The sequence below is a fragment of the Mycobacterium kubicae genome (assembly GCF_015689175.1).
GTDB lineage: Bacteria > Actinomycetota > Actinomycetes > Mycobacteriales > Mycobacteriaceae > Mycobacterium > Mycobacterium kubicae.
On record NZ_CP065047.1, the window covers coordinates 178,739 to 203,218 of the forward strand.

The 24,480-nt window shown below is 64.1% G+C and carries 21 protein-coding genes and 1 pseudogene; 11 read left to right on the plus strand and 11 right to left on the minus strand.

The genetic code is table 11. The features are described 5' to 3' along the window. Positions 1-58: 58 nt before the first annotated feature. Positions 59-1,616, plus strand: a pseudogene (locus tag I2456_RS00895) (GMC family oxidoreductase). Positions 1,617-1,674: 58 nt separating this feature from the next. On the opposite strand, the gene I2456_RS00900 reads toward I2456_RS00895, so the two are convergent. Together I2456_RS00900 and I2456_RS00905 are read right to left on the minus strand one after the other, a co-directional pair. Then, positions 1,675-2,505: a TetR/AcrR family transcriptional regulator gene (locus I2456_RS00900; protein WP_241007830.1), complete on the minus strand. Its 831-nt coding sequence runs from the start codon at positions 2,503-2,505 to the stop codon at positions 1,675-1,677. Positions 2,506-2,525: 20 nt separating this feature from the next. Beyond that, positions 2,526-3,131 (minus strand): TetR/AcrR family transcriptional regulator, encoded by a 606-nt coding sequence (locus tag I2456_RS00905; protein ID WP_085072587.1) that lies wholly within the window; start codon positions 3,129-3,131, stop codon positions 2,526-2,528. A 58-nt stretch (positions 3,132-3,189) separates the two neighbouring features. Between I2456_RS00905 and I2456_RS00910 the strand changes: the two genes are divergently transcribed. The 3 genes from I2456_RS00910 (at position 3,190) to I2456_RS00920 (ending at position 7,223) form a co-directional block, all read left to right on the plus strand. Next, a complete protein-coding gene (locus I2456_RS00910) occupies positions 3,190-3,915 on the plus strand; it encodes an SDR family oxidoreductase (RefSeq protein ID WP_085072586.1) in 726 nt (241 codons plus the stop codon). Between the two features lie 644 nt (positions 3,916-4,559). Continuing rightward, entirely contained in the window at positions 4,560-5,561 is a 1,002-nt protein-coding gene (locus tag I2456_RS00915; RefSeq protein ID WP_174814160.1) for a GlxA family transcriptional regulator, read from the plus strand. Positions 5,562-5,972: 411 nt separating this feature from the next. Then, a complete protein-coding gene (locus I2456_RS00920) occupies positions 5,973-7,223 on the plus strand; it encodes a GAF domain-containing SpoIIE family protein phosphatase (RefSeq protein ID WP_241007831.1) in 1,251 nt (416 codons plus the stop codon). Between the two features lie 18 nt (positions 7,224-7,241). Here I2456_RS00920 and I2456_RS00925 read toward each other — a convergent pair whose 3' ends face one another. Together I2456_RS00925 and I2456_RS00930 are read right to left on the minus strand one after the other, a co-directional pair. Continuing rightward, positions 7,242-7,943, minus strand: coding sequence for a class I SAM-dependent methyltransferase (locus I2456_RS00925; protein ID WP_085072585.1), 702 nt, complete (start codon positions 7,941-7,943; stop codon positions 7,242-7,244). Positions 7,944-7,974: 31 nt separating this feature from the next. Then, a complete protein-coding gene (locus I2456_RS00930) occupies positions 7,975-8,865 on the minus strand; it encodes an alpha/beta fold hydrolase (protein WP_085072584.1) in 891 nt (296 codons plus the stop codon). A gap of 86 nt (positions 8,866-8,951) precedes the next feature. On the opposite strand from I2456_RS00930, the gene I2456_RS00935 reads away from it, so the two are divergent. Further along, complete coding sequence (locus I2456_RS00935; protein ID WP_163703755.1) at positions 8,952-9,563, plus strand: TetR/AcrR family transcriptional regulator; 612 nt, start codon at positions 8,952-8,954, stop codon at positions 9,561-9,563. A 102-nt stretch (positions 9,564-9,665) separates the two neighbouring features. Beyond that, positions 9,666-10,592 carry a class I SAM-dependent methyltransferase gene (locus tag I2456_RS00940; protein WP_068158415.1) on the plus strand — a complete coding sequence of 309 codons (927 nt, stop codon included), beginning with the start codon at positions 9,666-9,668 and terminating at the stop codon, positions 10,590-10,592. A 5-nt stretch (positions 10,593-10,597) separates the two neighbouring features. On the opposite strand, the gene I2456_RS00945 is transcribed toward I2456_RS00940, so the two are convergent. Together I2456_RS00945 and I2456_RS00950 are read right to left on the minus strand one after the other, a co-directional pair. Next, the gene (locus I2456_RS00945; protein ID WP_085072583.1) at positions 10,598-11,167 is read right to left on the minus strand and encodes a DUF2231 domain-containing protein; all 570 of its coding nucleotides are present in this window, start codon (positions 11,165-11,167) and stop codon (positions 10,598-10,600) included. A 9-nt stretch (positions 11,168-11,176) separates the two neighbouring features. Next, complete coding sequence (locus I2456_RS00950) at positions 11,177-12,571, minus strand: MFS transporter (RefSeq protein ID WP_085072596.1); 1,395 nt, start codon at positions 12,569-12,571, stop codon at positions 11,177-11,179. Between the two features lie 12 nt (positions 12,572-12,583). On the opposite strand from I2456_RS00950, the gene I2456_RS00955 reads away from it, so the two are divergent. After that, positions 12,584-13,507, plus strand: coding sequence for a transporter substrate-binding domain-containing protein (locus I2456_RS00955; protein WP_241007832.1), 924 nt, complete (start codon positions 12,584-12,586; stop codon positions 13,505-13,507). 34 nt (positions 13,508-13,541) lie between these two features. Here the strand turns inward: I2456_RS00955 and I2456_RS00960 are convergent, their stop codons facing one another. Further along, positions 13,542-15,575 (minus strand): adenylate/guanylate cyclase domain-containing protein, encoded by a 2,034-nt coding sequence (locus I2456_RS00960; RefSeq protein WP_205880195.1) that lies wholly within the window; start codon positions 15,573-15,575, stop codon positions 13,542-13,544. 211 nt (positions 15,576-15,786) lie between these two features. Further along, positions 15,787-16,683, minus strand: coding sequence for an amidohydrolase family protein (locus I2456_RS00965; RefSeq protein ID WP_085072582.1), 897 nt, complete (start codon positions 16,681-16,683; stop codon positions 15,787-15,789). 137 nt (positions 16,684-16,820) lie between these two features. Between I2456_RS00965 and I2456_RS00970 the strand changes: the two genes are divergently transcribed. Together I2456_RS00970 and I2456_RS00975 are read left to right on the plus strand one after the other, a co-directional pair. After that, complete coding sequence (locus I2456_RS00970; protein ID WP_085072581.1) at positions 16,821-17,579, plus strand: STAS domain-containing protein; 759 nt, start codon at positions 16,821-16,823, stop codon at positions 17,577-17,579. Positions 17,580-17,779: 200 nt separating this feature from the next. Next, positions 17,780-18,853 (plus strand): GGDEF domain-containing protein, encoded by a 1,074-nt coding sequence (locus I2456_RS00975; protein WP_085072580.1) that lies wholly within the window; start codon positions 17,780-17,782, stop codon positions 18,851-18,853. Positions 18,854-19,009: 156 nt separating this feature from the next. On the opposite strand, the gene I2456_RS00980 is transcribed toward I2456_RS00975, so the two are convergent. Further along, a complete protein-coding gene (locus I2456_RS00980; protein WP_085072593.1) occupies positions 19,010-19,714 on the minus strand; it encodes a YoaK family protein in 705 nt (234 codons plus the stop codon). 317 nt (positions 19,715-20,031) lie between these two features. On the opposite strand from I2456_RS00980, the gene lpqS reads away from it, so the two are divergent. Continuing rightward, positions 20,032-20,460: a putative copper homeostasis (lipo)protein LpqS gene (gene lpqS / locus I2456_RS00985; RefSeq protein WP_139822970.1), complete on the plus strand. Its 429-nt coding sequence runs from the start codon at positions 20,032-20,034 to the stop codon at positions 20,458-20,460. A 109-nt stretch (positions 20,461-20,569) separates the two neighbouring features. Beyond that, positions 20,570-21,715: a PLP-dependent cysteine synthase family protein gene (locus tag I2456_RS00990; RefSeq protein WP_139822969.1), complete on the plus strand. Its 1,146-nt coding sequence runs from the start codon at positions 20,570-20,572 to the stop codon at positions 21,713-21,715. 685 nt (positions 21,716-22,400) lie between these two features. Here I2456_RS00990 and istB read toward each other — a convergent pair. Then, positions 22,401-23,219, minus strand: coding sequence for an IS21-like element ISMyma9 family helper ATPase IstB (gene istB / locus I2456_RS00995; RefSeq protein ID WP_085073773.1), 819 nt, complete (start codon positions 23,217-23,219; stop codon positions 22,401-22,403). Then, entirely contained in the window at positions 23,219-24,436 is a 1,218-nt protein-coding gene (istA, locus tag I2456_RS01000; RefSeq protein ID WP_085073774.1) for an IS21 family transposase, read from the minus strand. Before istA ends, istB begins: the two co-directional genes overlap by 1 nt. Positions 24,437-24,480: the final 44 nt, after the last annotated feature.

Consider the following 24,480-nt stretch of genomic DNA (forward strand, 5'->3'; position numbering starts at 1 on the left):
CAGAACATGAGGTTTCCACTGATATACATATGGTGATATCGCTGATACCGTGAGCGGTATGTTGAACAGGCAAGCGACACCACAGTACGACTTCATCGTGTGCGGGTCCGGGTCAGCCGGTTCGGTCGTGGCTGGGCGCTTAGCAGCGAACCCCGACGTCAGCGTGTTGTTGTTGGAAGCCGGCGGTACTGACGACGTGCCCGAGGTGATGAACGCCGCCCGATGGCCGGCGAACCTGGGTAGCGAGCGGGATTGGGGTTTCGTCGCGATGCCCAGTCGGCACCTGAATGGCCGATCGATACGGCTTTCGATGGGCAAGGTGCTCGGCGGCGGATCCAGCATCAATGTCATGTGCTGGGCGCGGGGACACAAGAATGACTGGGACTTCTTCGCTGAGGAGGCGGGCGACAAATCGTGGAGTTACGAGGCGATCTTGCAAACCTACCGTCGGATCGAGGACTGGCATGGTCCAGCCGACCCGCACTACCGCGGGACCGGGGGCCCGGCATTCGTCGAGCCGTCACCGGACCCACATCCACTGGCCGCCGCGGTCGTCAAAGCTGCTGAGGGCGTGGGGATTCCTGCCTACCGAAGTCAAAACGGCGCCATGATGGAGTCCGACGGCGGCGCGTCAATTCAAGAAATCCGGATCCGCAACGGGCGCCGCCAGTCCGCGTTCCGCGCCTACGTTGGACCGCACTTGCACCGGTCAAACCTCACGGTGCTGACCCGCGCCCTGGTCACCAGACTGACCATGGATAGCCGGGGAGTTACCGGTGTGGAGTTCCGGATCGGCAACGAAACGCGCCGGGTTCGAGCGACCAGTGAGGTGATCGTGTCCCTCGGCGCAATCCACACGCCGAAGCTGCTCATGCAGTCAGGGATCGGCGATGCGGCCGAACTGCGCAAGTTCGGGATTCCGGTGAATCAGCATCTACCTGGCGTGGGACAGAACTATCAGGATCACGCTTTGATCCCCTGTCTGTGGGAGGCGCCGGAGCCGATGTTCCCACGCAATAATGGATCAGAAGCGACGTTCTTTTCCAAGAGCGACCCCTCACTGGACACACCGGATCTACATTGCTGCGTTGCGGAAATTGCGCTGGCCAATCATCGAGTCAGCAGTAGATTCGTTGCCCCGCAGAACGCTTGGACCATGGCTCTGGGGCTGGCGAAGCCAAGAAGTCGAGGCCGTGTTTGCCTAACCGGACCGCAGCCCACCGATCCCGTAGCCGTCGATGCCGGCCTCCTGGCAGATCCTGACGACGTCAAGGCCGCCGTGGCGGGGGTGAAACTTTGTCGGGAAATCGCGGCTTCCCGAGCCTTGCGGCCGTATGCACGGCGAGCGGTCGCACCTGGTGACTTGCCCGACGCCGACTTGGAAACGTACGTGCGTGACGCTGCTACCACGTACTGGCACCAAACCTGTTCCGCCAAAATGGGGTTTGGACGAGATGTCCGTTGTCGACAGCAACCTGAAAGTTTACGGCGTGGAGCGCCTTCGGATCGCTGACGGCTCGATCATGCCGCGCATCACGACGGGCAACACCATGGCGCCATGCATGGTCATCGGAGAGCGCGCCGCCGACATCATCAAAGCGGCTTACGGAATCTAGATCACCCGCCGCTCTACACGCTTGAGCGCGTAATCCGAGAGGAAGGGAGTAGATATCACTAATCCCGGTCGGCCAAACGCTTAAGCCACTCCAACAGCAGGCTACGTTCGGCGGGGCTCAGTGGCGTGTCGTCGGCTCGCCGAACAGCTTCGCGCAGCGCGACCGCACGTGCTGTGAGTGGCGACGACTTTGCAGCTGCAGCCTTCTTGTCATTGCAGATTGCGGATATCACGTTGTCGCGGCCGAGTACTGACAACTGCATATCACGCTCATCGGGCGGCATGGCGATCAGCGTCAGGACGGTGCCGATACCGGCCGAGTGGAAGAGCATGGTCGCGCGCTCCACGCTCATCCGCAGCCGCCCCTCGTCTGCGACCCTCGCGATTGCTCCCTCTAACAACTTGATGGTTTCGGCGGCCGCGGTACTCCGCGCACCGGCTCGAGATTGCACGAAGGTCAGTACATAAGTGTCCGGATGCTTGAGGCCGAATTCGACATGCCGGTCCCATGACTCGCGAAGGTAATGCAACGGGTCCCCCGAAGCTTGCTGCAGTCGCCGGCGCTTGCTATGTAGGTAGCTCTCCAGCACAAATTGCGAAACGGCATCGAGCAGTTCATCTTTGCCGCCGAACTCCCGGTAGATAACAGGCGGTTGCACACCGGCGGCTGCCGCGACTGCCCGGGTCGAGACGGCGTCTATGCCGCCGGTACGCAACAGCTCCGCCGCGGCCTGCAGCACCCTCTCCGACCGAGTGGGTGCAGGGGCTTCAATGCCTGCCCTCTGCGACTTGCCGCGTCGACTCTGCTCTGACATGTTGTCGATGATATGGGTCAATGGTGGGCGAAGCTGCACCCACGGGATCGGCGCGGCGACGCAGCGCCCGGCCAACACAACAGCGTGCGGTCGGATCACCTGCTATCGGGCATCACACCCCGGAAAAGATTGGTGACCAAGTTGTCAACGAATTCCTCGGTCAGCGGTTCGTCGGGGAGCAGCAAACGGTGATAACACGCACCCCACAGTTGGTCGACGACACTCTGTGTGTCGAGGTCTGAGCGTAGCTGTCCGCGAGCCTTGGCGCGGTCCATCGCTGCTACGGCCAGCAGTCGTCGGGGCGACGAATAACGTTGCAGGTAAGCTGCTTTCAGCTCGGGGTCGGACTGCGCTTGTCCGATGAGTTCGGCGATCACGCGTCCGGCCGGGGAGTCGCTGATGACGCGAACGAACCTGTGCATTTGCGCCCGCAGGTCTTCCTCGATAGCGCCGGTGTCGGCGAAGGCCAACTCCGGCTCTACTGTGGCGAAATAGCTGTCTAGCGCCAGTGCGCCCTTCGTCGGCCACCACTTGTAGATCGTCATCTTGCTGGCACCCGAGCGGCCGGCCACCTTTTCCATTGTGAAACCGGCCATGCCCTCCTCGAATAGCAACGCGCCGGCCGCCGCCAAGATCTCGCGGCGAACCTGCTCACTGGGACGACGTCCCCGGCCTCGCCGGGGTGGCACTGGTTGACTCATCGACCTCCTTTCCGGATATAGTATATGTACGCACCGTACATATCAATAGGAGGGTGACATGACAAGGGTGGCGATGGTTACCGGAGCTTCGGGCGGCATCGGCCGTGCGGTATGCGTGCAGCTGGCCCGGGCGGGAATGGCGGTGGCCGTGCACTACGCCGGCAATCGCGACAGCGCGCAGCAGACCGCAGATCAGATCGTCGGCGCGGGAGGCCGCGCCATGGTGGTGTCAGCAGATGTCGCCGACGAGGCGCAGGTCGCCGACATGTTCGATCAAGTGGAAGCGGAATTCGGTGGCGTCGACGTGGTGGTTAACACCGCCGGCATCATGCTGGTGAAACCGTTGCTGGAGTTGAACTTCGACGATTTCGACCGGATGCACCGCACCAACGTGCGAGGTACTTTCGTAGTCAGTCAGCAGGCCGCGCGTCGCGTGCGAGCGGGCGGCGCCATCATCAACTTCTCGTCGTCGGTGGTCAAAATCGCCTTGACCGGCTACGCGGCCTACGCCGCGACCAAGGGCGCCGTGGACGCCATGACACTGATTCTTGCCAAGGAGTTGCGCGGCCGCGATATCACCGTCAACGCCGTCGCCCCCGGACCGACCGCCACACCGCTCTTCCTCGATGGCAAGCCGCAGGAGGCCATCGAGCGCCTCAAATCGATGCCGCCAATGGAGCGACTGGCAGAGGCCGGCGACATCGCCGATGTCGTTGCCTTCCTTGCCGGTCCTGGCCGTTGGGTCAACGGACAGGTGATCTACGCCAACGGCGGGGTGGTCTGAGGAAATGCCGCCCTCTGCTATTCGCGATCTGGTCGGCAAAGTGTGACCCTTTGCTGTCCCCTGCCTGTGCTGAGGCAGGCGGCAGGAGGGACAGCGGGAATGTCGCACATGAGACGAAGAAGCGACCTGTTGATTGCGAATGCCTCTGTCCCACAACACCTGAGGGGATGGTACCGGCGGAAATGTTGTGTCTCAACGAGTTTCATCCGGGGCGACCAAGACGTTCATAGTAGTGGCATCGGCTGACCGCTACGCCGACGGTACGCCCCCGCTAGCTGTCACGGCTCGAGCAACCGGCGCGCACGATCATCTCTGGACGCAACAGCGTCCGGCCAGCCCGGTCACGATGCTCCTGTCTGTCGAAGCGGCGCAATCCTGCCCTCTTGGCGGCGAGGGACTGCGGTCCGCTTCATTCGATCACGACAATCCGCCGCCAGGAAGCGTGTTGGCCGATCTGACCGGCGCGGCGTTCAGGGAATCGTAGTGAGACAATGAGCGGACAACACCAATAATCGGCGCCTACCGCCTGGAGTTCTCAAGATAGTGACTCGGGGACTCATCGTGGTCGGTAGTACGTCAGCGGACCGCCATCGTCGTGAAGAAGCGCAGATCGAGCATCATCACGACTGCGGGAGGGGCACATCATGGCTTTACAAACGAAGGCAAACGCGCGGGTGGTCGTGATTGTCGTCTTCGATGAAGTGACGCTCTTGGATGTCGCCGGAGCGGGCGAGGTGTTCGCCGAAGCTAACCGGGCGGGCGCCAACTATCTCATCAAGACCGCCTCGCTTGGCGGGCGCGACGTGATGACCTCGATCGGGTCGCGGTTAGGCGTCACCGACGACATTTCGTCGATCGAGTCCGCCGACACCGTGATGGTCGCGGGCGGCGACGACCTGTTCCGACGTCCGATCGATCCCTTGCTGGTGGACGCCATCAGGTCGGTGTCGGCCCGCACCCGCCGGATCGCCTCGATCTGCACCGGTTCTTTCCTGTTGGCACAAGCCGGCTTGCTCAGCGGCCGGCGAGCCACTACCCATTGGCGAGACGCACGATTGTTTGCCCGCGTGTTCGGCGACATCCGTGTGGAACCGGACGCAATCTTTGTGCGCGACGGCAACGTCTTCACTTCGGCGGGAGTGTCGGCAGGGATCGACCTTGCGCTGGCGTTGGTCGAGCAGGATCATGGCGCCGAGTTGGTTCGAGAGGTCGCCCGGTCGTTAGTGGTCTATCTCAAACGGGCGGGCGGCCAGTCGCAGTTTTCTGTGCTCGTCGAGGCCGAGCCACCGCCACAGTCGGCCCTGCGTCCCGCCACCGACGCGATCGCGGCTGACCCGGCCGACGACCATAGCGTGAACAAGCTTGCCGCCAGAGCGTGCTTGAGTACGCGCCAGTTGACCAGGCTGTTTCAATCCGAACTCGGCATGACTCCGGCCCGCTACGTCGAGATGGTGCGTATCGATGCGGCGCGAGCAGCCCTTGACGCGGGGCACACGGTCAGCGACACAGCGCGGTTGTCCGGTTTCGGCAGCACAGAAACTCTCCGCAGGGCGTTCGTGGAGAATCTCGGTGTCTCACCAAAGAACTACCGGGACAGATTCCGTACCACCACCAACCACCGGGCGGAAGACGCTGTCCTCGTCTGATGCTCGTGCGGTACCCGCGGGTCCCGTTGCACCTTGAGTTACATCAGCGGATGCATTGTTACCCCCTACCGCCGCGATGGCAAAGATACCGCGGTCTGGCTGGCTGAACCCGGTTGGTTCCCCACCTGCACGCTCCCTGACTGAAGCCGGTGCGGCGCATATTCACCCGACCAAGCCGCTAAAACCACCGCAATCACCGTCTCGTGCACTGATCACGACCGATCTTGGGTATTACTCGCTTGTCCAGCAACGGCTAATCGAGATACGCATGACAGTTCGACTGGGAGATAGACGATTAACTCCGGGGATCGCAACTTCACTGGCGACGATGAGGCCGCGCGCCTGCGTGCGGTCGAGCGCTACCAGGTACTCGACGCGCCGCCCAATCGGGTATTCGGCCGGATCGCAGGCTTGGCCGCTCACGTCTTCGACGCACCGATAGCGGTGGTGTCCGTTGTCGGTCACGATCGCATCTGGTTCATGGGCGTGCACGGGCTGGAGTCATTGCGGCAAATCCCGCGCGACGAGGGGCTGTGCGGGTCGGCCGTCGTGAGCGACACACCCTACGTGGTGTCCGACACGCTGACCGATTCCCGCACTGCCCACAATCGATTCGTCGAGGAGCGCGGTATCCGGTTTTACGCCAGCGCGCCCATCGTGAGTTTTGAAGGACACCGACTGGGTGTGGTTGCGGTGATGGACACCAAGGTCGCCACCGCTTCGGAGAAGCAGCTGAGCATCCTGCAGGACTTGGCGGCAATCGTGATGGAACAGCTGGAGCTGCGGTTGTCGTCCCTCGACGCGGTGCGGGTGGAACGGCGATTACGGGGTGCTGCCGAATATGCCCGCGACGACGCCCGCCGCGGGCGGGACGCGGCGCGCCAAGCCCGTGACGACGCACGGTTGGACCGCGACATTGCCGAGCGGGAGCGCGACCTGATCGAGCAGTACGCAACCGTCCTGCAGCGCACGCTGTTACCGCCGGCGCTGCCCGACATTCCCGGGTTGGCCCTGGCTTGCCTGTATCACCCAGCTTCCGCCCGGCAGGTCGGAGGCGACTTCTACGACGTTTTCGCCTTGGACGATCAGCGGTGGGCGTTCTTCATCGGCGACGTCGAGGGCCACGGTGCCGAAGCCGCCGTCGTGACGTCACTGATCCGCTACACACTGCGATCGGCCGCCTTGCACATAAGCGACCCCACCGAGGGGTTGGCCCAACTGAACACGGTGTTGCTGAAAGAGATGAATCCGCGGCGGTTCTGCACGGTGCTGTTCGGGACGCTGCGGTCCAGTGGTGACGGCGGTGGCTTCGAGATCACCATGGCCACCGGAGGGCATCCGCCGGCGCTGCGCTTGGACGCCGGCAGCGGTACGGCGGAGAAGATCCGGTCCAGCGGGGGAATGCTGGTGGGCGCCACCCCCAGCGCCACCTTCGACGCGTGCAGGTTGCACCTGCAGCCGGGCCAGACACTGCTGTTCTATACCGACGGGCTCATCGAAGCTCGCCACAGCCGTTTCCCCTTCGGGGAGGAGGACTTGGCTGCCTTCGCCCGTCAGCGCGCGGCGATGGGCGCCCGCGGACTCGTCGACGACCTCGCCGCGTTGATACCCAAACTCGAGCCCGACGACGATGTCGCCGTCCTGGCGATCACCGCCCGTTAGCGCTCGGCAGACGCCTGATCAACCAAGGTGGGCCGAAAGCAACCAGGCGCGCACGGATTTGCGGCCGCTCCCCTCATCGCGGATGTCGGCACCGGCGAACGCCTCGAAGTTGGCTAAGACGTTGTCCGGCACGTTGGCGTGAATCCGTGCCGGCCGGATCTCGTCGATCACCCAATATTTCGAGACGACCTCGCGCAACTCGTCCTCCGTCACCGCATTGACCGGTCCGTCGGCAGGCATGCTGCCGCGGTCGAAGACCAAGACGAAGTAGGATGCTCCGGGCGCCGCGGCGCGCACGATGGACTGCTGGTAGCCGTCACGCAACTCGACGGGCATCGAGTGAAACAGGGTGCTGTCGACGATCGTCCCGAAGCGGCTCTCTGATCCGGGCGGGTAGCTGGTGAAGGCGCTGATGTCTGCGACGGCAAAGCTGGCGTTGGAAAGCCCGCGCCTCGCGGCTTCCTCGCGCGCCAATGCCACTGCGGTGGGCGACTGATCCAGGCCAACCGTGGTGAAGCCGCGTTCGGCAAGGTACAGCGACACCGCCGCCTCGCCACAACCCGCGTCGAGTACGTCCCCGTGGAACTTGTCTGCCGCAATCAGAGCCGCAATCTCCGGTTGCGGTTCACCGATGCTCCACGGTGGGCGACTGCCCTCTCCCATCTCCGGAGCCTTGCCCTGGTAAGCGGATTCGAACATCTCTTGAGTCGGTTGCGTCATAGACCCTTGATATCAACCGGCCTGATATATGTCAAGTGGATTGATATGGCGGCCGTATGCCAAGGCCCCAATGCTCTTGTAGCAACTCCACGAACTCTGCTGCCCGTTCGTCGGGGAAAAACAGACGTCCCCCGCGGATTGTCGCGACTTTGGTAGTGCCAGGAATGAGCTCGGCAAGCCGATGTGCCCATTTGAGTCGAAAGAAGGGATCACCTGTGCCCCAAGCAATCAGGGTGGGCACGTGCAGTTGGCGAAGTTGAGGTGTGACGGCCGCTAGGTCGTCGGAATCGATGGATGCCAGTAAATGCGCGAATGAACGCGCCCGATCGCCGGTGCCGAGAACCGGTTGCCAATAGGCGGTGAGGATCTGCGCCGGCACCCGTTGAATATCTTGGTAACCCGCCGCTAGAAGCACACGCATCAGTCGTGGATGAGCCGCTGCCCATGGCCCCACCCGCGCAAAGATACGAGGCCACCGTGCGGTGAAGACCACCGGCTTGAACAGCGGTGGCGGAACGTTGCCTTCTGTATCACAGTTGGTTAAGGTCAATGTTGCCAACCTGTTTCGCAGGCGCGTTGCGGCTATCTGAGCCACCGCACCGCCGGTGTCATTGCCAATCAAATCAATCTGATCAAGCTTCAAGTGATCACACAGCTCGATCACGCGATTAGCCAGAGCTGTGAGCGAGACATCGGCCTCAATGGTGGCTGCAGGCGTATGTCCATGACCAGGCAGGTCCATGGCGATACAACGACGGTCCGCCGAAGCGACGGCGGAGATGACGTTTCGCCATAGCAAGCTATTGGTGACAACACCATGAATGAAAACGGCAGTTCGGCCGCGGCCGACGTCAAGGTAGCTCACCGGTCCCGACGAGATGGTGGCGAACTGGCGATGTAGATCGAGGGTGTTGACGTCCATCGGGGTCAGCTCCTCTGCGATGGCGGATACTCAAGGACTGTCACATACCCGGAGTATGTGACCTACGGATGACTATGCTCAGGGCCGTGGACGCTGTCAAGACCCGCCGCGAGGAATACGCCGAACAAACCCGTCAAGCGTTGTTAGCCGCCGCCGCATCCGCGTTTGCCCAGGACGGCTTCGCGGCGACCTCGATCGCCGACATCGCCGCAGCCGTGAGAGTCACCAAAGGCGCGGTCTACCACCACTTCTCGGATAAGCGCGCATTGTTCGAAGAGGTGCTGAGACAATGCGACGAGGAGGCGCAAAGCAAAGTGCTGGCAGCCGTCGCCAAGCATCCAGACGATTTGTGGCGTGGCGCGCTGGCCGCGCTCGAAGTCACCCTCGATGCATGTGTCGACCCAGTAGTCGGCCGACTCATCTATGTGGAAGGTCCCGTCGCGCTCGGGTGGAAGCGGTGGCGGGAATGCGAAGACCAATACACCTATGCCAACATCCGCACGCTGCTCAACAGCGCCATCGAGACCAAGATCTTCCCGTCCGACGTACCTGTGGACGCCATGGCGCAACTTATGACGGGAATGATCACCCATGCTGGCGTTGCTCTCGCCGAAGCGTCACCGGCGAAACGAAAAATCCTCCGCCGGGACGTCTACACCGCCATCCAGCAACTGTTGGATGGCTTGAGAAGACGGTGAGGCGGTCGCTGGACGCCGCTACTGAAACGGCGCGTGGCTGAACGTACGATGCGATGGTTGGGGGCCGGTGGATCGGTTGCCGGTCCGGGAAGGGAGCAGCGGGTGTCATCACTTGGTTCGGCGCGCAGCGAAGGGGACACCTGGGATCTGGCATCCAGTGTGGGAGCGACCGCAACGATGGTCGCCTCCGCCCGGGCGTTGGCATCTCGTGACCCAGATCCGCTGCTCGACGACCGGTTCGCCGAACCGCTGGTAAGAGCGGTCGGGCATCCATTCTTCACGCGCATGCTCGACGGGGAGATCCCGTTCGACACCGACGAAGAAGTGCCGATTACGCTGCAGCAGCGGCGCGAGCAGATCGCGGTGCGCACCAGGTTCTTCGACGACTTCTTCCGCACCGCTACCAATGACGGTCTACGACAGGCCGTTATCTTGGCTTCCGGACTCGACGCGCGCGCCTACCGGCTGTCCTGGCCCGCGGGCACCGTGGTGTTCGAGGTGGACCAGCCCGAGGTCATCGCCTTCAAAAGCACCACGCTGGCCCAAATCGGCGCCGAAGCCACCACCGAACGCCGGGCGGTGGGGATTGACCTGCGCGAGGACTGGCCGCAGGCGTTGCGAGACAATTTCTTTGACACCACCGCGCCGACCGCCTGGATCGCCGAAGGACTGCTGCCCTACCTTCCGCCGGACGCCCAAGACCGGCTGCTGGACAACATCACCGCACTCAGTGCACCGGGAAGCCGGTTGGCCACCGAGAACATCACGGACATGAGCGTGTTCACCGACGAGCGAGCCCGCGCGATGCGCACCGCCTGGCGCAAGCACGGCCTGGATATCGACGTTGCGGACTTGGTGTGGGCGGGTCCGCGCCGCCCAGCCGCCGAACACCTGGCTGCCACCGGTTGGACCGTCACCGAATACGCCACCGAACAGCTGTATGACGAGCACGGCTTCGTACTACCGGATAACGAGGTCCTTGCCGAATTCCGTCACGCGGTCAGCTATATCAGCGCCCAATTGGGTTGAGTCGCTTACGCGGCGCGTCGGTATTCGACCGGGCTCCGATTGGTCAGAGCGCGCAGTGGTTCCCACCGGAACATGCCGGCGCCTTGTGCGTAGGACAGGTGACCTCCCAGCGCGCCGCCGACGCTGATCGCGGTCAAGCCCAACAGGGTGAAGGCGCGAGCCGCCCCTAACCGATCACGGCGATAGGCCCGGTGCGCCAACCAGAACAAGACCACACCGACGAAGTTCGACCCGGCGTGCACCAGTCCTACCCGCTGCTGTCGTCGGTTGAGCAAGGCGTAGTCAGCCCACCCCGCCACGATGGTGGGCGGGGCAGCGGCCAGGCCGACCGCCAAAAGTCGGCGCGCTGTGGTCGCGTCTTTGAAGACGATGTCGAAGACCGCCGACGTCATCCATGTGCCGATCGGAACCGTGATCAACAGCGGGTGCACCGGATGGCCGAGCCACGATCCGCGCAGGGCCTTGGCCACGCGGCCGCCGCCAATCAGTCGTGCGGCAATGCGGGAGGCGGCACCGGCGGGCGCGTCGAGGACCTCGACTTCTTCAACGCTGCCGAGGGCGTCATGCAGGTTCATAGCCGATATCTACCCCGTTGCCCGAAATTGAATCGGCGGCTTCTGCCACCGCAGCGCCAGGGCAGTGGCGATCAGCGCCGCTGATCCTGCTGCAGCAGTCGTCAGTTCCCAGCCGTCCCGAACCGAAGTCATGGTGACGCGAGGTTGGTAAAGCACGGTCAGGACGGCGGTGCCGAGAACCGTTCCCAGTTGACGGGCGGTGTTCGTAAGCGCTGACCCGGCGCCCCATTGGTGAGCCGGTAGCGCGCGGCCGCTGACAGCTGACAGGCTGGGCATGACAAGGCCGACGCCGACGCCGGTGCACAGTTGGCCGGGTAAGTAGTCGGCCAGATAATGCGGTTCAAGGCTCACCCGACAGAGCCACACCATGACGCCGACGGCGTATATCACCGCTCCGCCCGCGGCGACGAAGCCGACGCCGTAGCGATTGATCAGTCGGCCGGTGATCGTCAGCGAAACCAGCACTACCACAACGGGTCCCGGGGACAGGCACAAACCTGCGATCACCGGCCTCTGGTGCCAGATGTCGGTGAACAGCATGACGCTGCCCAGCAGCATCGCGCCGAAGGCCGCAGCGAACAAAAACAACGCCACACTGCTGGACCACATCGGTAGGACTCGCACGGCTGCAAGGTCGATGGCAGGGGTGTGGTGCCGGCGGGAACGCCAGACGGTCACAGTGATCGCAGCAACGGCCAGTGCGGCCGCGCAATAAACTTTTACCACCGACCCGGCGGCGGGTAGCTCAACCAAGGCCCATACCAACGCTGCGATCCCGATGACCAAGCTCAGCGCGCCGAACACATCGGGCACCCCGGTGCCGGTGTTGTCGGTTCTGACCAGAACCCAGGGGCCGACTGCCAGCGCAAGCAGCCCAAAAGGGATATTGACCAGAAAAATCCACCGCCACGACAGGTCGACGAGGACGCCACCAATTGGTGGTCCCAACGCGGCCGCCATGGCGCCGGCTGCCGACCAAGTGCTCACCGCCACTGCCCGCCGTGCGGCCGGGACGGATGCCATCAACAGGGCCAGGGAGCTCGGCATGAGCATCGCCGCGCCGACGGCCTGAACGACGCGGGAGGCGACCAACATCGCGAACGACACCGCGCACCCGCACGCTACGGATCCGGCCATGAACAGCGCCAGCCCCCAGAGGAACAACCGGCGGTGTCCGTAGCGATCTCCGAGTCGACCGGCCGGGTTGAGGAAGGCGGCAAAGACCACGGTGTAGCCATTGAGGATCCACGACATGGCACTGAGGTCGGTGTTGCCGAACGCCACCCGCATCTCGGGGAAGGCGATGTTGACGATGAACAGGTCCAGACTGGCCAAGAAAGCCGCCACGGAGACGACGAAGACGGTCGACGTCGTTCGCGTCGCCCAAACATGCGTCGCCGTCACAAGAACCCCCTCTTGGCCCACGGTTTGCTGAATATATCGAACTATACCCAGCTGTGTATCGAAGGCGGCGCGGCCGGCATTGCGGCGACCATGGGCAGCGCCAACACTGGTCGCATGCTTCTGCCGTCAGCCCAGGCCCCGAAGAGACGACATCTCGCGCTGCTGGCCGTTGCGGTCGCGGTCGTGATCGGATCATGCCGATCGGAAGACCAAGGTGGACAAGACGATTTGCGTCGAATCTCCCACGCCGGCGTGGTGCGCGTCTGTAGCACCGGCGACTACCTGCCGTTCACCTATCGTGATATCCGCGGTCAATGGAGCGGATTGGATATCGACATGGCTGCCGATATGGCCCGCCGTCTCGCCGTCACACTCGAGATCGTGGCGACCACCTGGTCGGCTGTGCTGCAGGATCTGGGCAAGCGTTGCGACGTGGCGATGGGCGGAATCACCATTACTGCCGACCGTGCGCGGGATGCGCTGTATTCGCGGCCGTACCTGCGCGACGGCAAGGCCGCGATCGCGCGTTGTGTTGACCGGTCGAAGTACCGGTCGCTCAACGACATCGACCGGACCGGGGTACGCGTCATCGTCAACCCCGATGGCACGAACGCGCAGTTCGATCGCGCGAACCTGCAGCACGCGACAGTCATCGATTACCCCGACAACAATACGATCTTCGAGCAGATCATCACGGGTCGAGCCGATGTGATGATCACCGACGGCAGTGAAATCCGTTACCAGACAACCCAGCATCCCCAGCTGTGCGCCGGCGACCTCGACCACCCGTTCAATACCATCCAGAAGGCCTACTTAATTCCGTTGAGCGCGAAGCAGACTCAGGAGTGGGTCAATCAATGGCTCACCATCGCCGACAACGACGGCACCTACGCGGCAATCAGCCGAAAATGGTTGGGGCGAGATGTCGGGCCATGAGCGCGGAATCGCCATCCCGCGACAGCACTTTCCCTCATTTCGGTTCCCTTATTTCGTGCAACACGCAGACCCGGACCGGGTCGCGTTTGCCTTTGACCTTCACCCAGCCGTGCTCGCTCACCCGGGCGGCATCACCGAGCGCAGCCACTGTTCCGGGTCCGATGACCACTTCGCCTGCCGGGGCCAGGCTCTGCAGCCGCGCCGCCAGGTTGGTGGTGTCACCGATGGCGGTGAAGTTGCGCATCTCTGCGGCACCGATGTTGCCCACCACGGCTGGACCGGTGTTGATCCCTACCCGGAAACGCGGCCAGTCGGGGTGGCCGGCGGCGACTTGCTCAACCACATGGTGCAATGCGAGCCCGGCGCACGCGGCCAGTCTCGCGTGGTCGGGCTGGCGTACCGGCGCGCCCCAGATCGCCATCACAGCGTCCCCGACGAACTGTGTGACGGTGCCGCCACTGTCGAGAATGACCGGGACGATGGCGCCGTAGTAGGTATTGAGCATGGTGACAACCTGCTCGGGAGAGTGCGCTTCGGTGAATGCGGTGAAGCCCCGCAGGTCAGCCATCAGGACGGTCACATCGGTGATCGCGCCGCCCAGCCCCGCCTGATCCGGGTCGGCAAGCAGCGCGGTCGCCACCGCGGGCGACATGTAACTGCGAAATAGTCCGTCGAGGTGACGGTAAAGGCGAGCATTCTCCAACGCGATCGACGATTGGGTAGCGAACGAGCGCAGCAGAGCGACATCCGCGTCGGCGAAGGTCCCGCCCGGCCGTCGGGCTGTGATCACTCCTGCGACTTGGCCTTTGACCATCAGGGGAAGCTGCAGGGCGTCGGCTTGCTCCGCGGGATCCGCTTTGAGATCCGAGTCGCAGGCCTGACCGGCAGCGTCGTCCTGGAAGCGCAGCTCTCCGGCGTGTAACAGGCCCAGTCGAATCTCGTCGTCGGGGAAGGCCTCGGTGACGGCAGCCATCACCCCTTCCAGCAGAGCATCCTCGTCCTGAATGACGCTGGATTCCCGGCCGACGGCGACTAGCCTGCCCAGCTTGCGTACCCGCTCGCGTTCGGCACCGAGCGCTTCGGCGCTGCGTTTGAGAACGGCGACCTGCTGTTCGGTCAACCCGAATCGTTCGGCGAGGCCTCCGGTGACCGCACCTGGCGGCACCCGCTCGCCACGTTCGCGGCGTTGCAGCATATCGACCATCGCCTCCAGGGCCGCGGCGTAATCGCGGCGCAACTCCGCGATGGTCTGCCGGGTGGCAAGTGCATCGAACAACCCCCGTGCCGAACCTTCCCGGTGGAATTGGACCCGCGCGCTGTAGGCGATGAAGCAGAAGGCGGTCGTCATGAGTAAGTGCCATAGCCACCACGACGCATGCCAGCTCATCCCCAGTGCCAATGCCACTGACGCCTCTGCCAGCAAGACGAACGACGTGAGGACCGACATGACGACCACAGCCGGACGCCGACGATAGATCGGGAAATACGCAAGAGCGGCCAGTGCGAATAGCACGCATCCCGCCATGGCCGCGTCCTGTTCGACGCTTTCCACCAGGTCTTGGTCCGGGAGCCGGTCGAGCAGTCCCAGACAGACGACCACCGCGCAACACACCATCAGTGCCGCGATCAAAACGGACAGCGGCCGGCGCAACGACCACAGCCGGGCGTTTCTTTCGGGGCTGAAGGTGATCGCGGAGGCCAGCGCGACGATCCCGGCCAACACCAGGCCCATCCGCGTCGGAAGCATGAACTCCGCGTCCGACGTGTCCAGCAGCACCCCGGGTGTGAACAGCGCATGCACACCGAAGAAGCCGGCGGTGGTCACGAAGACCAGGGACACCAACCACAGGCGCGCGTCGTCACGAGCCCGGGCCGCCCGTGCGATCGAGGCACCCAACCCCACACTCACTGCTGCGGCCGATAACACCAGCACGAAGTGCGCCCCCCGGTTGTCCCAGGCCAGATCGACTTTGGGTCGGGCCAGCAGCAACCAGAGCGCCAGCATCGGCAGCGCCATGTGCATCAGCCAGTTCGCGGTCCGCAGCGCCGACCCGCGGTGTGTAATCACGCCGCTCATCCTCGGAGAGTTATGCCGCAAGTTCACAATCCGACTTGCCGCCCGCACAGAAGAAGCAACATCACCTAGTTCAACACATCGCGGTCGATCAAGTATTTGCGAGTGCGGCAACGGCCTACATCGTGCGCTAAGTGTCCACCGTGGCTCCCGCCGAACCCGCGGCACCTTCGAAAGCCTCGCGCCACACCGGAATCGGGTTGAATCAAGTGCGTAACCGCCCGCCGGAGAGACTGAAAAGTTGAGCGGCATTGTGAAAAAGGACCTGCCGCAGCCAATCGTCGTCGATGCCGGGCAACCGCGTAAGGACGCGTATGGCGTCGACAAAGCCATACGGGATGTTGGGGAAGTCGCTGCCGAACAGGATGCGGTCGCCGTGGTCGCGCAACCGGGCGTATTGCGACTGTGGGAAGGGCATGGTCTCCTCCACAAAGGGAGTGAACGCCATAGTCGTGTCGAGTCGGACGTCGCGATAGCGGTCCACCAAATCGAGGAACTCGGTGTACTCCGGCATGCCCATGTGCGCGACGACCAAGCGGAGTCGGGGATGGCGCTTGAGGAGAGCGGCGACTGGCGCAGGTCCGGTGTGTTCACCCGGCGCGGGCCCAGAACCACAGTGGATGACGACGGGAACTCCCGCGTCCTCGATCGCGCCCCAGGCGGAATCGAGTAGCGGGTCGGTAGGGTCATAGCGGCCAACTTGTATGTGCGACTTGAACACTCGTGCGCCCTCGTCGAGTGCTCGCCGGACGTAGGCTTCGACGCCGGGCTCCGGGTAAAGCGTCGCCGTGTGCAGGCAGTCCGGCGTTTGGGCGGCGAACGCGGCCGCCCACTCGTTGAGCCACGCCGCCATCTCAGGTTTATGGGGATAGACCAGCGACGTGAATGCCCGAACCCCGAATCCGCGCAGCGTCTCCAACCGACGCTGCTCGTCGGTCCGGTAGGCGATCGGCCAGGGGCGCCCCACCAGTGGACCGGCGTCGTCGAAGTATCGCCAGACCTTATCCATTACTGGTTTGGGCATGAAGTGCACATGCACGTCAACCAGTCCCGGCAAGCCCAACGACTGCCAGATCTGACGCACCGATTCAATCTCGTCCATCGTCAGCCAGGATCTCAGGTGTTCGACAGCTAACTCTCGGCGCCTCAACGCATCAGATGGCGCGGGGTCTCGCGGTAGCCACGCTGCGACAGTAGAGTCACTGTTTCCTGCGGCGTCGTAGTTGAAGGGGGCGCACCGTGTTGACGGCGTTCGCTGAGGCCTTCCGCGGCGTGGCAGTGATCCGCTTGAGTGGCGTCCTCGACGCTCGTACTTACCGCCAAGCGCGAGACGCGGTCATCAAGGCTGCGCTCGACCAGTGCACCGCCGTGATCGTCGACGTCGACGATCTCGAGGTACCGGATGACTCTGGCTGGGCGGCGTTCACCAGCGCCCGATGGCATGTGTGCCAGTGGCCGGAAGTTGTCATCGCGCTGGCTTGCGCCAAGCCTGCTGTTCATCAGCGGCTCGCGCGTCTGTCTATTTCGCGCTACGTTCCCGTCTACGCCAGCGTGGCCGCGGCAACAATGGCTATCGGTCAAGGCACGTGCCGCTACCGTCGCCGCGCTGTGATGCGAGTCGGCCCGCACGAGTCCACCATCGGGGCGATGCGATTTTTTGTTTGCGATCATCTGACGCGGTGGTCGATGCCGACCAAAGCGCCTGTCGCACACACGGTGGCCACGATCCTGGTCGAGAATGCGCTGCGTTACACCAGCAATGGCTGCGACCTGCGGTTGGAGAGCGCTGACGACGACATTGTCGTGGCAGTGTCGGATGAAAGCGCAGCCCCGGCCATCCGGCGGGAACGGCCACCCGGCGGCATTCCAACGGGGCTGGATATCGTCGCCGTGCTTTGCCGCAGCTGGGGTAACAACCCGACGTCCAGGGGCAAAACCGTATGGGCGCAGATCGCTTCCGACGCCTCGATAACCCAGCTTGCCGCGCTTCTGCGTTAAGACGCTAGGCGCCGAACGGCCACTGGGCGCCGCATCTCGACACGATCGTTAATTATGTTCGTTTTGAGAGTTGGTCCGATGCGCCAACGTGCTTAGGGCCGCTCAGCCATAATCGGCTCGGCCTGAACACAACCACAACACGCCCAAGCACCTGGCAGCCGGCGACCGGCGGTAGCGATTGGAACGAGCAAGAGTCGATGATGACCGCGTCCTTCAGCCGGTGGTGGCGGGCCGATCAGTACGACTGGCTCTCCGGATACCTAGCGGCGCGGGGCATCAGCGGTGCCACTCGGGCTCTGATGGCGTTCATTGCGGGCTCGATGGTGTTGTGTCTTTTCGCGCTGATGGCCGGCTCGGATGGCCCCCGCGGAGCACTACCAATTGCGATGACCTGGGTCGCAGTCGCCGGAGGTTTGGCGGCAATGCTGCTGTGGGTGTGGCGCTGGCCGACCCGCTCTCAGTCGGTGGCCTTCGCATTGACGTGCAACATGTCCGTCGCGCTAGCATGCCTGGCGCATCCGAACCCGTTGGCCGCGCTCATCGGATGTATCGCGTTTGCGACGTTCGGCGCTTACATGGCGTTCTTCCACACGACCGGATTCGTGTTGTACAACTTCGCCGTCGCCGCCGCTGTGGGTTGCTATGAAGCGGTGCGGCTCGCCGAGTCCGGACACCCGAGCCTGGCCGCCGTCGACTCTTGGTTGGTGGTCGAGGTCAACATCGCCCTACCGCTGGCCATTCGGGTCTTGGTGCGCGCCCTTTCCGGTGATCTGCTGCGCGCCGACCGCGACCCGCTGACCGGTTTACTCAACCGGCGCGCGTTCCAGCACAACGCGCTGGGGATGATCGTGGCTCGCCGCGGCATCGATGCGCACCTGGTGGTCTTGCTGATCGATCTCGACAACTTCAAAGCCCTCAACGACCGTCGCGGCCACGCCGCGGGCGATCGTGCGCTGGTCCAAGTCGCCAAGGCGTTACTGGCCGCGGCCGACGGTCAGGCCGTGGTAGCGCGCAGCGGTGGTGAGGAGTTCCTCGTGGCCGGCACTTCGGCGTCCTGCAACGCTGAGGCGATAGCTGCCAACATGTGCAAGGCCATCGCGGACTCGACCGCTGGAGTTACCGCCAGCATCGGTACTGCATGCGCCGATCTTTGTGACAATGCAAATGGCGAACTCAAGTCGGTCCTCGAGGAACTTATAACGGCCGCCGACGCGGCGATGTATCAAGCAAAACGGTTAGGCGGTAATCAATTCAATCACCACGCACTGTGCTGACGTTCGCTCGTCGGTCACAGCACGTGTCGGCTCGCGCGGACATGCAGCGCGACACCAACGCGCTTGTCAATGTTGCGGTTGAACGCTGTCAGCGTCCGAGACGCCACTACCGCACGCAGGAAGGTTCAGTTGACCGGTGGGGCAGCGCAGCGTCAGTCACCGTTCAGTCTGGACCGTCACACACGCCAGGCGAGAGTTGTGCCGGCGGTGTTGCATTGTGATGGCGGTGGCCAGTGCGAGCGTGGCGGCGGCGGGGGGGATGAGTGCGTGATCGCCGATTCGGTTGCCGAGTAGCACTCCGGCGGCGGCGCCGGCGATGAATAGCACCACGGTTGTTGTCAGCAGTGTGGCTTTGGGTTTGTCTAGTCCGTGGCGAGAGCTGCGGCCTAGGAGCAGCGCGAGGTCGGTGATGGTGCCGGTGAAGTGTGTGGTCCGAATCGGCATGCCGGGAAAGTTGGAGCTCATGGCGTTTTGCAGCCCGCACGCGCCGGCGGCGATCGCGGCTCGGGCGAGGGGGTGTTCGATGCCGGCTGCGGCGACTAGCAGTGCGGCCTCAGTCACCAGGATCGCGGCGTGGCGGTGGCTGGTGATGGTGCGCGTGGCAGCTAGCACCGCGCTTGCGGTGGTGGCTCCGAGGAAAAATCCGCCCACGATGGCGGCGATCATGCGGCCTTGATAGAGGAGCGGATAGGTGCTGTGCATGCCGGCCTGGGTAGTTAACGCGGTGAGGTTGCCCACCGGGAACGCCCATACCAGCAGGGCCACTGAATTGATGAATCCAGCGATACCGGCCAGCGCTGCGCTGTATGCGAGCAGCGATACCGACAGGAACCACGTCGTAGGAAGGGGCGAGGTGGGCATCGTGTCTTCCTGTGTCCGGTGATCGCGCGGTGCCGCCAAGCGATCTCACTGAGGGTCATTGATCGTGTTGGCCGCCGCGCGGTCAGGGCGTGCGGGATGTCAGTCGTCTTTTGAGCATTGAACCGGCGACGCCGACGGTTAGCACATACCAGTAGGGGGTATGCTACAGCTATGCCTGTTTTCCACGTTCTGAGCCGGTTGTCGGTGGGGTGCGTGGTGCGTTGTGCGTCATTGTGCGCTGAGGGGTCACGAGTTGGACACAGCCAAGGTCCGCTCCTCGGACTTTACGCGGCCGCGCGGTTAGACTCGGGGCTGTTATGAGGTGGGGCGGAGCGACGGCGACGCCGCGGCTACGGGTCGTGGTGGCGGTGATGGCTGCGGTGTGGTTGGCGGGCTGGCTGTTGGTTATCGGCGCGCACCACGTGACGGGGCATTCGGACTCCCCCGTGCAGCAGCCCGCCCAAGCGTCGCTGATGTCCTCACATGGCGGCTTCGCCGCGACAATGGAACTGCCGCATTTCGATAAGGGTTCTTCGGCTCACCCGGAGCGGTTGATGACCGCCGTGATGCCGCGCTCGGCCACCGCGCTGGATGCGTTGGTGGTGCTCGGGGTGGCGGTGGCCGTTGCTCTCGGGGGGTGGCTGGCCGGATTGGGGGTGCCCGCTGGGCGCGGCCCACCGCGCGGCCCAGCCGTCTATCTTACCGGTCAAGATGTCTTGACGCGGTTCTGCTTATCTCGTCGCTGACTGGTCAGCGCCAGGCCGTTCGCAGCACGTGTGTGCCAGCGGCCGGTGTTCGCTGATCCCTGTCAAGTGCCGCACTGATCGCGGCGTTCGCAAGAAAGCGACGACTCTCATGACCGATGTTTTGTCCTTCGATAACTATGTTCACCCGATCCCGGCGCTGAAAGTTGTGCAACCACGTGAGTGCGCCCGAGCCGGCACCGACACCTATCGGCGCCCCGGCGCGATGGTGGGCCACACACCGGTGCTGCGCATTGAGGCGCCGTTTGCCCCGCCCGGACGCGGGTTTTGGGCCAAGCTGGAAGGATTCAATCCTGGCGGCAGCATGAAAGACCGCCCGGCCATGCACATGGTCGAAGCCGCCCGCGCCCGCGGCGAATTAGCTCCCGGAGCGCGCATCGTGGAATCCACCAGCGGCAGCCTGGGGTTGGGGCTGGCGTTGGCCGGCCAGGCCTATGGGCATCCGGTCACCGTGGTCACCGACACCGGCATGGAGCCGATCGTGCGTCACATGCTGGCCGCCTACGGCGCCGATGTCGAGCTAGTCACCGAGCCGCACCCGGTGGGAGGCTGGCAACAAGCCCGTAAAGACCGGGTCGCCCAGCTGTTGGCAGCCCACCCCGGCTCCTGGTGCCCCGACCAGTACAGCAACCCCGACAACATCACCGGTTACCGGTCGTTGGCGTTGGAGCTGCTGGATCAGCTCGGCGGGGTCGATGTGCTGGTGTGCTCGGTAGGCACCGGCGGGCATTCGGCCGGGGTGGCGCGGGTGCTGCGCGAGTTCAACCCGGCGATGAAGCTGATCGGGGTCGACACCATCGGCTCGACCATTTTCGGTCAACCGGTGGCCAGCCGGTTGATGCGCGGGCTGGGCTCGAGCATCTATCCGCGCAACATCGACTACGCCGCCTTCGACGAGGTGCACTGGGTGGCCCCGCAGGAGTCGGTGTGGGCGTGCCGCACCCTGGCGGCCAGCAACTTCGCGAGCGGCGGCTGGAGCGTGGGGGCCGTGGCGCTGGTCGCGGGCTGGGCCGCGCGCACCTTCCCGCAGGACACCCGCATCGCCGCGGTATTTCCCGACGGGCCGCAACGCTACTTCGACACCATCTACAACGACGACTACTGCCACCAACACCAGCTGCTGGACTGGCAACCCGTCGCCGAGCCCGCCGTCATCACTGACCCCACCCAGCAGGTGGTGACCTCCTGGACTCGCACCAGCACCGTCGTCAACCCCGCACTGATCGCAGCCGCATGAGGAATATCCTGACCCGGTTTCGAGGCTTCGACCGGCCCAGCCAGGTCCTGATGCTCAACCAGTTCGGCATCAACAGGCTTTCTACATGCTGATAGCGAACCCGCCAGCTACCTAGCAGGCCCCGCTCAGCCCGGCCGCCCAGGCGGCCGGGCTGGTGCTGGGCGGCAGAGCGTCAAGCAGACAGGTGCTTACTTGCGGAGTCTTGACCGTCTGCTGATGACAGGTCAGGTCGACACCGGTGCTACGTGTGAGCGCCGCGCAAGTGCGCCCGAGTCGCGCCACTTTAAATCACGTCCATGCGGGCAACTTATTGAAGCCGCCGCGCAGTTAGCCGCGAAGCCGATCATGCATTGGGGCACACCGCCTCGACGGGAGCCCTATGAGTTCTTCCGAGCCCCAATTCCTACGATTCAGGCTTGGCCCAGCACACACCCGGGGTTGCCGCGCGACCCGCGCGCTTCAGCCGACGGGCTGAAGGCGCAGATCCGGCGACTGCGACAAAACCCCGTGGAGCACGGGCGCGGCCGATCATGTTTCAGCCCGCACTGGGCTCAGCTGGCCCTGACATTGACCGCCACCGCTATGTCCGCCGCCGTGATGGCCCCTACCCTTCGTCACCATAGTCCCCGTGTGTCGGCTCCGGTTGAATTCTGAGCAGCCTGCTCCGGTTGAAAAGTGAGCAGGTTTACGGGGTTGAGTCTGCCTGACGATCGGCTTCCACGGAGGGTAGGGATTCGATCGCGGTGTGTTTGATGCGGTAGCTGGCGCCTTTGAGGGCGATGACGTCGGCGTGGTGCACGATCCGATCGATCATGGCTGAGGCGATGGTGGCTTCGCCGAAGACCTGTCCCCATCGGGAGAACGGCAGGTTGGAGGTCAGGATGATCGACGATTTCTCGTATCGGGTGGAGACCAGTTGGAAGAACAGGTTGGCCGCTTCGGTGTCGAAGGGGATGTAGCCGACCTCGTCGATGACGATGAGCCCGTAGCGGGAGATTTTGCGCAACTCGGCGTCGAGGCGGTTGGTGCGGTGCGCTTCGGCCAGGCGGGTGATCCAGCCGGTGGCCGGGGCGAACGCAACCCGGTGCCCGGTGTGGGCGGCCGCGATTGCCAGGGCCGTGGCCAGATGCGTTTTACCGGTGCCCGGCGGGCCGAGCAGCACGATGTTGCGGGCTTCGGCCAGCCAGCCGCCGGCTTCCAGGCGGGCGATCTGGGCGCGGTCGATGCCGGGTTGGGCGGTGAAGTCGAAGTCGGTGATCGTCTTGATCGCTGGGAATCCGGCATACCGGATGCGTTGACGGGCACCGGATTCAGCACGGGCATTGGACTCCACTGCCAAGACGGCGCCGAGGTAGTCCTCCAGCGACCAGTTCGCTTCACGGCCTTGTTCAGCTAGCCGGTGGTAGTGCGCGGCGATCCGCGGCGCCTTGAGCAGACGAGCTTGGTGGGCGATCAGCTTGTCGGCCTCACCCGGCGCCGAGGGGCTGCGTTTCGTGGTGGCCATCAGGCGACCTCCCCGGTCCCGAAGTGTGCGTCATAAGCACTCAGGTCGGCGATCTCGACATCTACCTGCAGGTGAGCTCCCTTGGCTGGCCGGGTCCGGAACTGCTCGCGCAGCACCGCCGCAGCCGCCAGATGCTGCGGATCGGTGACCAATCCGGCTGTGCCCCAGAGCCGTTCATGATCAGCGACCAGCCGGTCACCACAGCGGACGGTGATCCGATCCAGGCCGGCGGCCACCGTGATCATCCGCCCGATCACCTCCGGGTTCACCGAGTAGGCGTTGCCGCCGACGCCGACGTAGTAGTCGCGACCCAACCGCGTCGTGATCGTCGTCCCGACCGCCGGAGCCACCGGCGGAAGTATGGCCATCGCCGCCCGGTCCGCCGCCAAGGCCTCGGCAGGGACCAGCCGGGTGCTGGCGTGCACGCGGCGGTTGGCGATCGAGATCAACCAGTCCCACAATTGGGCGTTGAAATCGGCTGCGCAGGTGAACATCCTGCCCGGCAGAAACGACGTCTCAAGGTAACCGTTGACCCGCTCGACCAGACCCTTGGTCTCCGGATCATAGGGCCGGGCCTGAATCAAGCGGGTGCCCAGCACACCACAGAACCCGGCCACCCCCTCAGCCAAACGGCCGCGCCGACCGATACCGGCCTCGTTGTCCCACAACAGAGTCCGTGGCACACCACCGATGTTCCCGGCGATCAACTGCCACATCCCGGCCAACAGATCCCCGGTCACCCGTGACGGGATCATCATCGCGGCGATGAACCGCGAGTACGCAGCGACCATCACCAGCACCGGAAACGACCGCAATACCCCAGCGTGATCGGGAACCAGCTGGCCAGGAAACCACAGATCGCACTGCACCTGCTCACCGGGCAGATGCACCAGCCGATCGCACGGATCGACCGGGGTGTACTCCGGGCGGATCCGCGCAACGTTCTCGGCGAACCACGAGTGCCCGCCAGTCCAACCCACCCGCTGCGCGATCACCGTCGTCGGCATCGTCGGAAACTGCCCCAACAGCACCCGCACCGCCATCTCGACCTGGGCCCACCCCGACATCACCGCCGGCTTGCGTTCATAGCGCGGTGGCGCCTCCGAGCGCAGCGCCTTGGCCACGGTGTTCCGCGACAGACCCAGCCGCCGCGCGATCGCAGCCTGCGACAGCTTCTCCGACCGATACAGCCGGCGAATCTCCGCCCAATCCTCCACAGTGATCACTCTCCAATCAGAAGGGTGCTCACTTTTCGACCGGA

Excerpts from the sequence above, each read along its gene's own strand:
- I2456_RS00990 (WP_139822969.1), top strand. The coding sequence starts at position 20,570 with ATGACCGATGTTTTGTCCTTCGATAACTATGTTCACCCGATCCCGGCG.
- I2456_RS00980 (WP_085072593.1), bottom strand. The coding sequence starts at position 19,714 with ATGCCCACCTCGCCCCTTCCTACGACGTGGTTCCTGTCGGTATCGCTG.
- I2456_RS00965 (WP_085072582.1), bottom strand. The coding sequence starts at position 16,683 with ATGGACGAGATTGAATCGGTGCGTCAGATCTGGCAGTCGTTGGGCTTG.
- I2456_RS00915 (WP_174814160.1), top strand. The coding sequence starts at position 4,560 with ATGGCTTTACAAACGAAGGCAAACGCGCGGGTGGTCGTGATTGTCGTC.
- istB (WP_085073773.1), bottom strand. The coding sequence starts at position 23,219 with ATGGCCACCACGAAACGCAGCCCCTCGGCGCCGGGTGAGGCCGACAAG.
- lpqS (WP_139822970.1), top strand. The coding sequence starts at position 20,032 with ATGAGGTGGGGCGGAGCGACGGCGACGCCGCGGCTACGGGTCGTGGTG.
- I2456_RS00925 (WP_085072585.1), bottom strand. The coding sequence starts at position 7,943 with ATGACGCAACCGACTCAAGAGATGTTCGAATCCGCTTACCAGGGCAAG.
- I2456_RS00930 (WP_085072584.1), bottom strand. The coding sequence starts at position 8,865 with ATGGACGTCAACACCCTCGATCTACATCGCCAGTTCGCCACCATCTCG.
- I2456_RS00945 (WP_085072583.1), bottom strand. The coding sequence starts at position 11,167 with ATGAACCTGCATGACGCCCTCGGCAGCGTTGAAGAAGTCGAGGTCCTC.
- I2456_RS00910 (WP_085072586.1), top strand. The coding sequence starts at position 3,190 with ATGACAAGGGTGGCGATGGTTACCGGAGCTTCGGGCGGCATCGGCCGT.
- I2456_RS00905 (WP_085072587.1), bottom strand. The coding sequence starts at position 3,131 with ATGAGTCAACCAGTGCCACCCCGGCGAGGCCGGGGACGTCGTCCCAGT.
- I2456_RS00975 (WP_085072580.1), top strand. The coding sequence starts at position 17,780 with ATGACCGCGTCCTTCAGCCGGTGGTGGCGGGCCGATCAGTACGACTGG.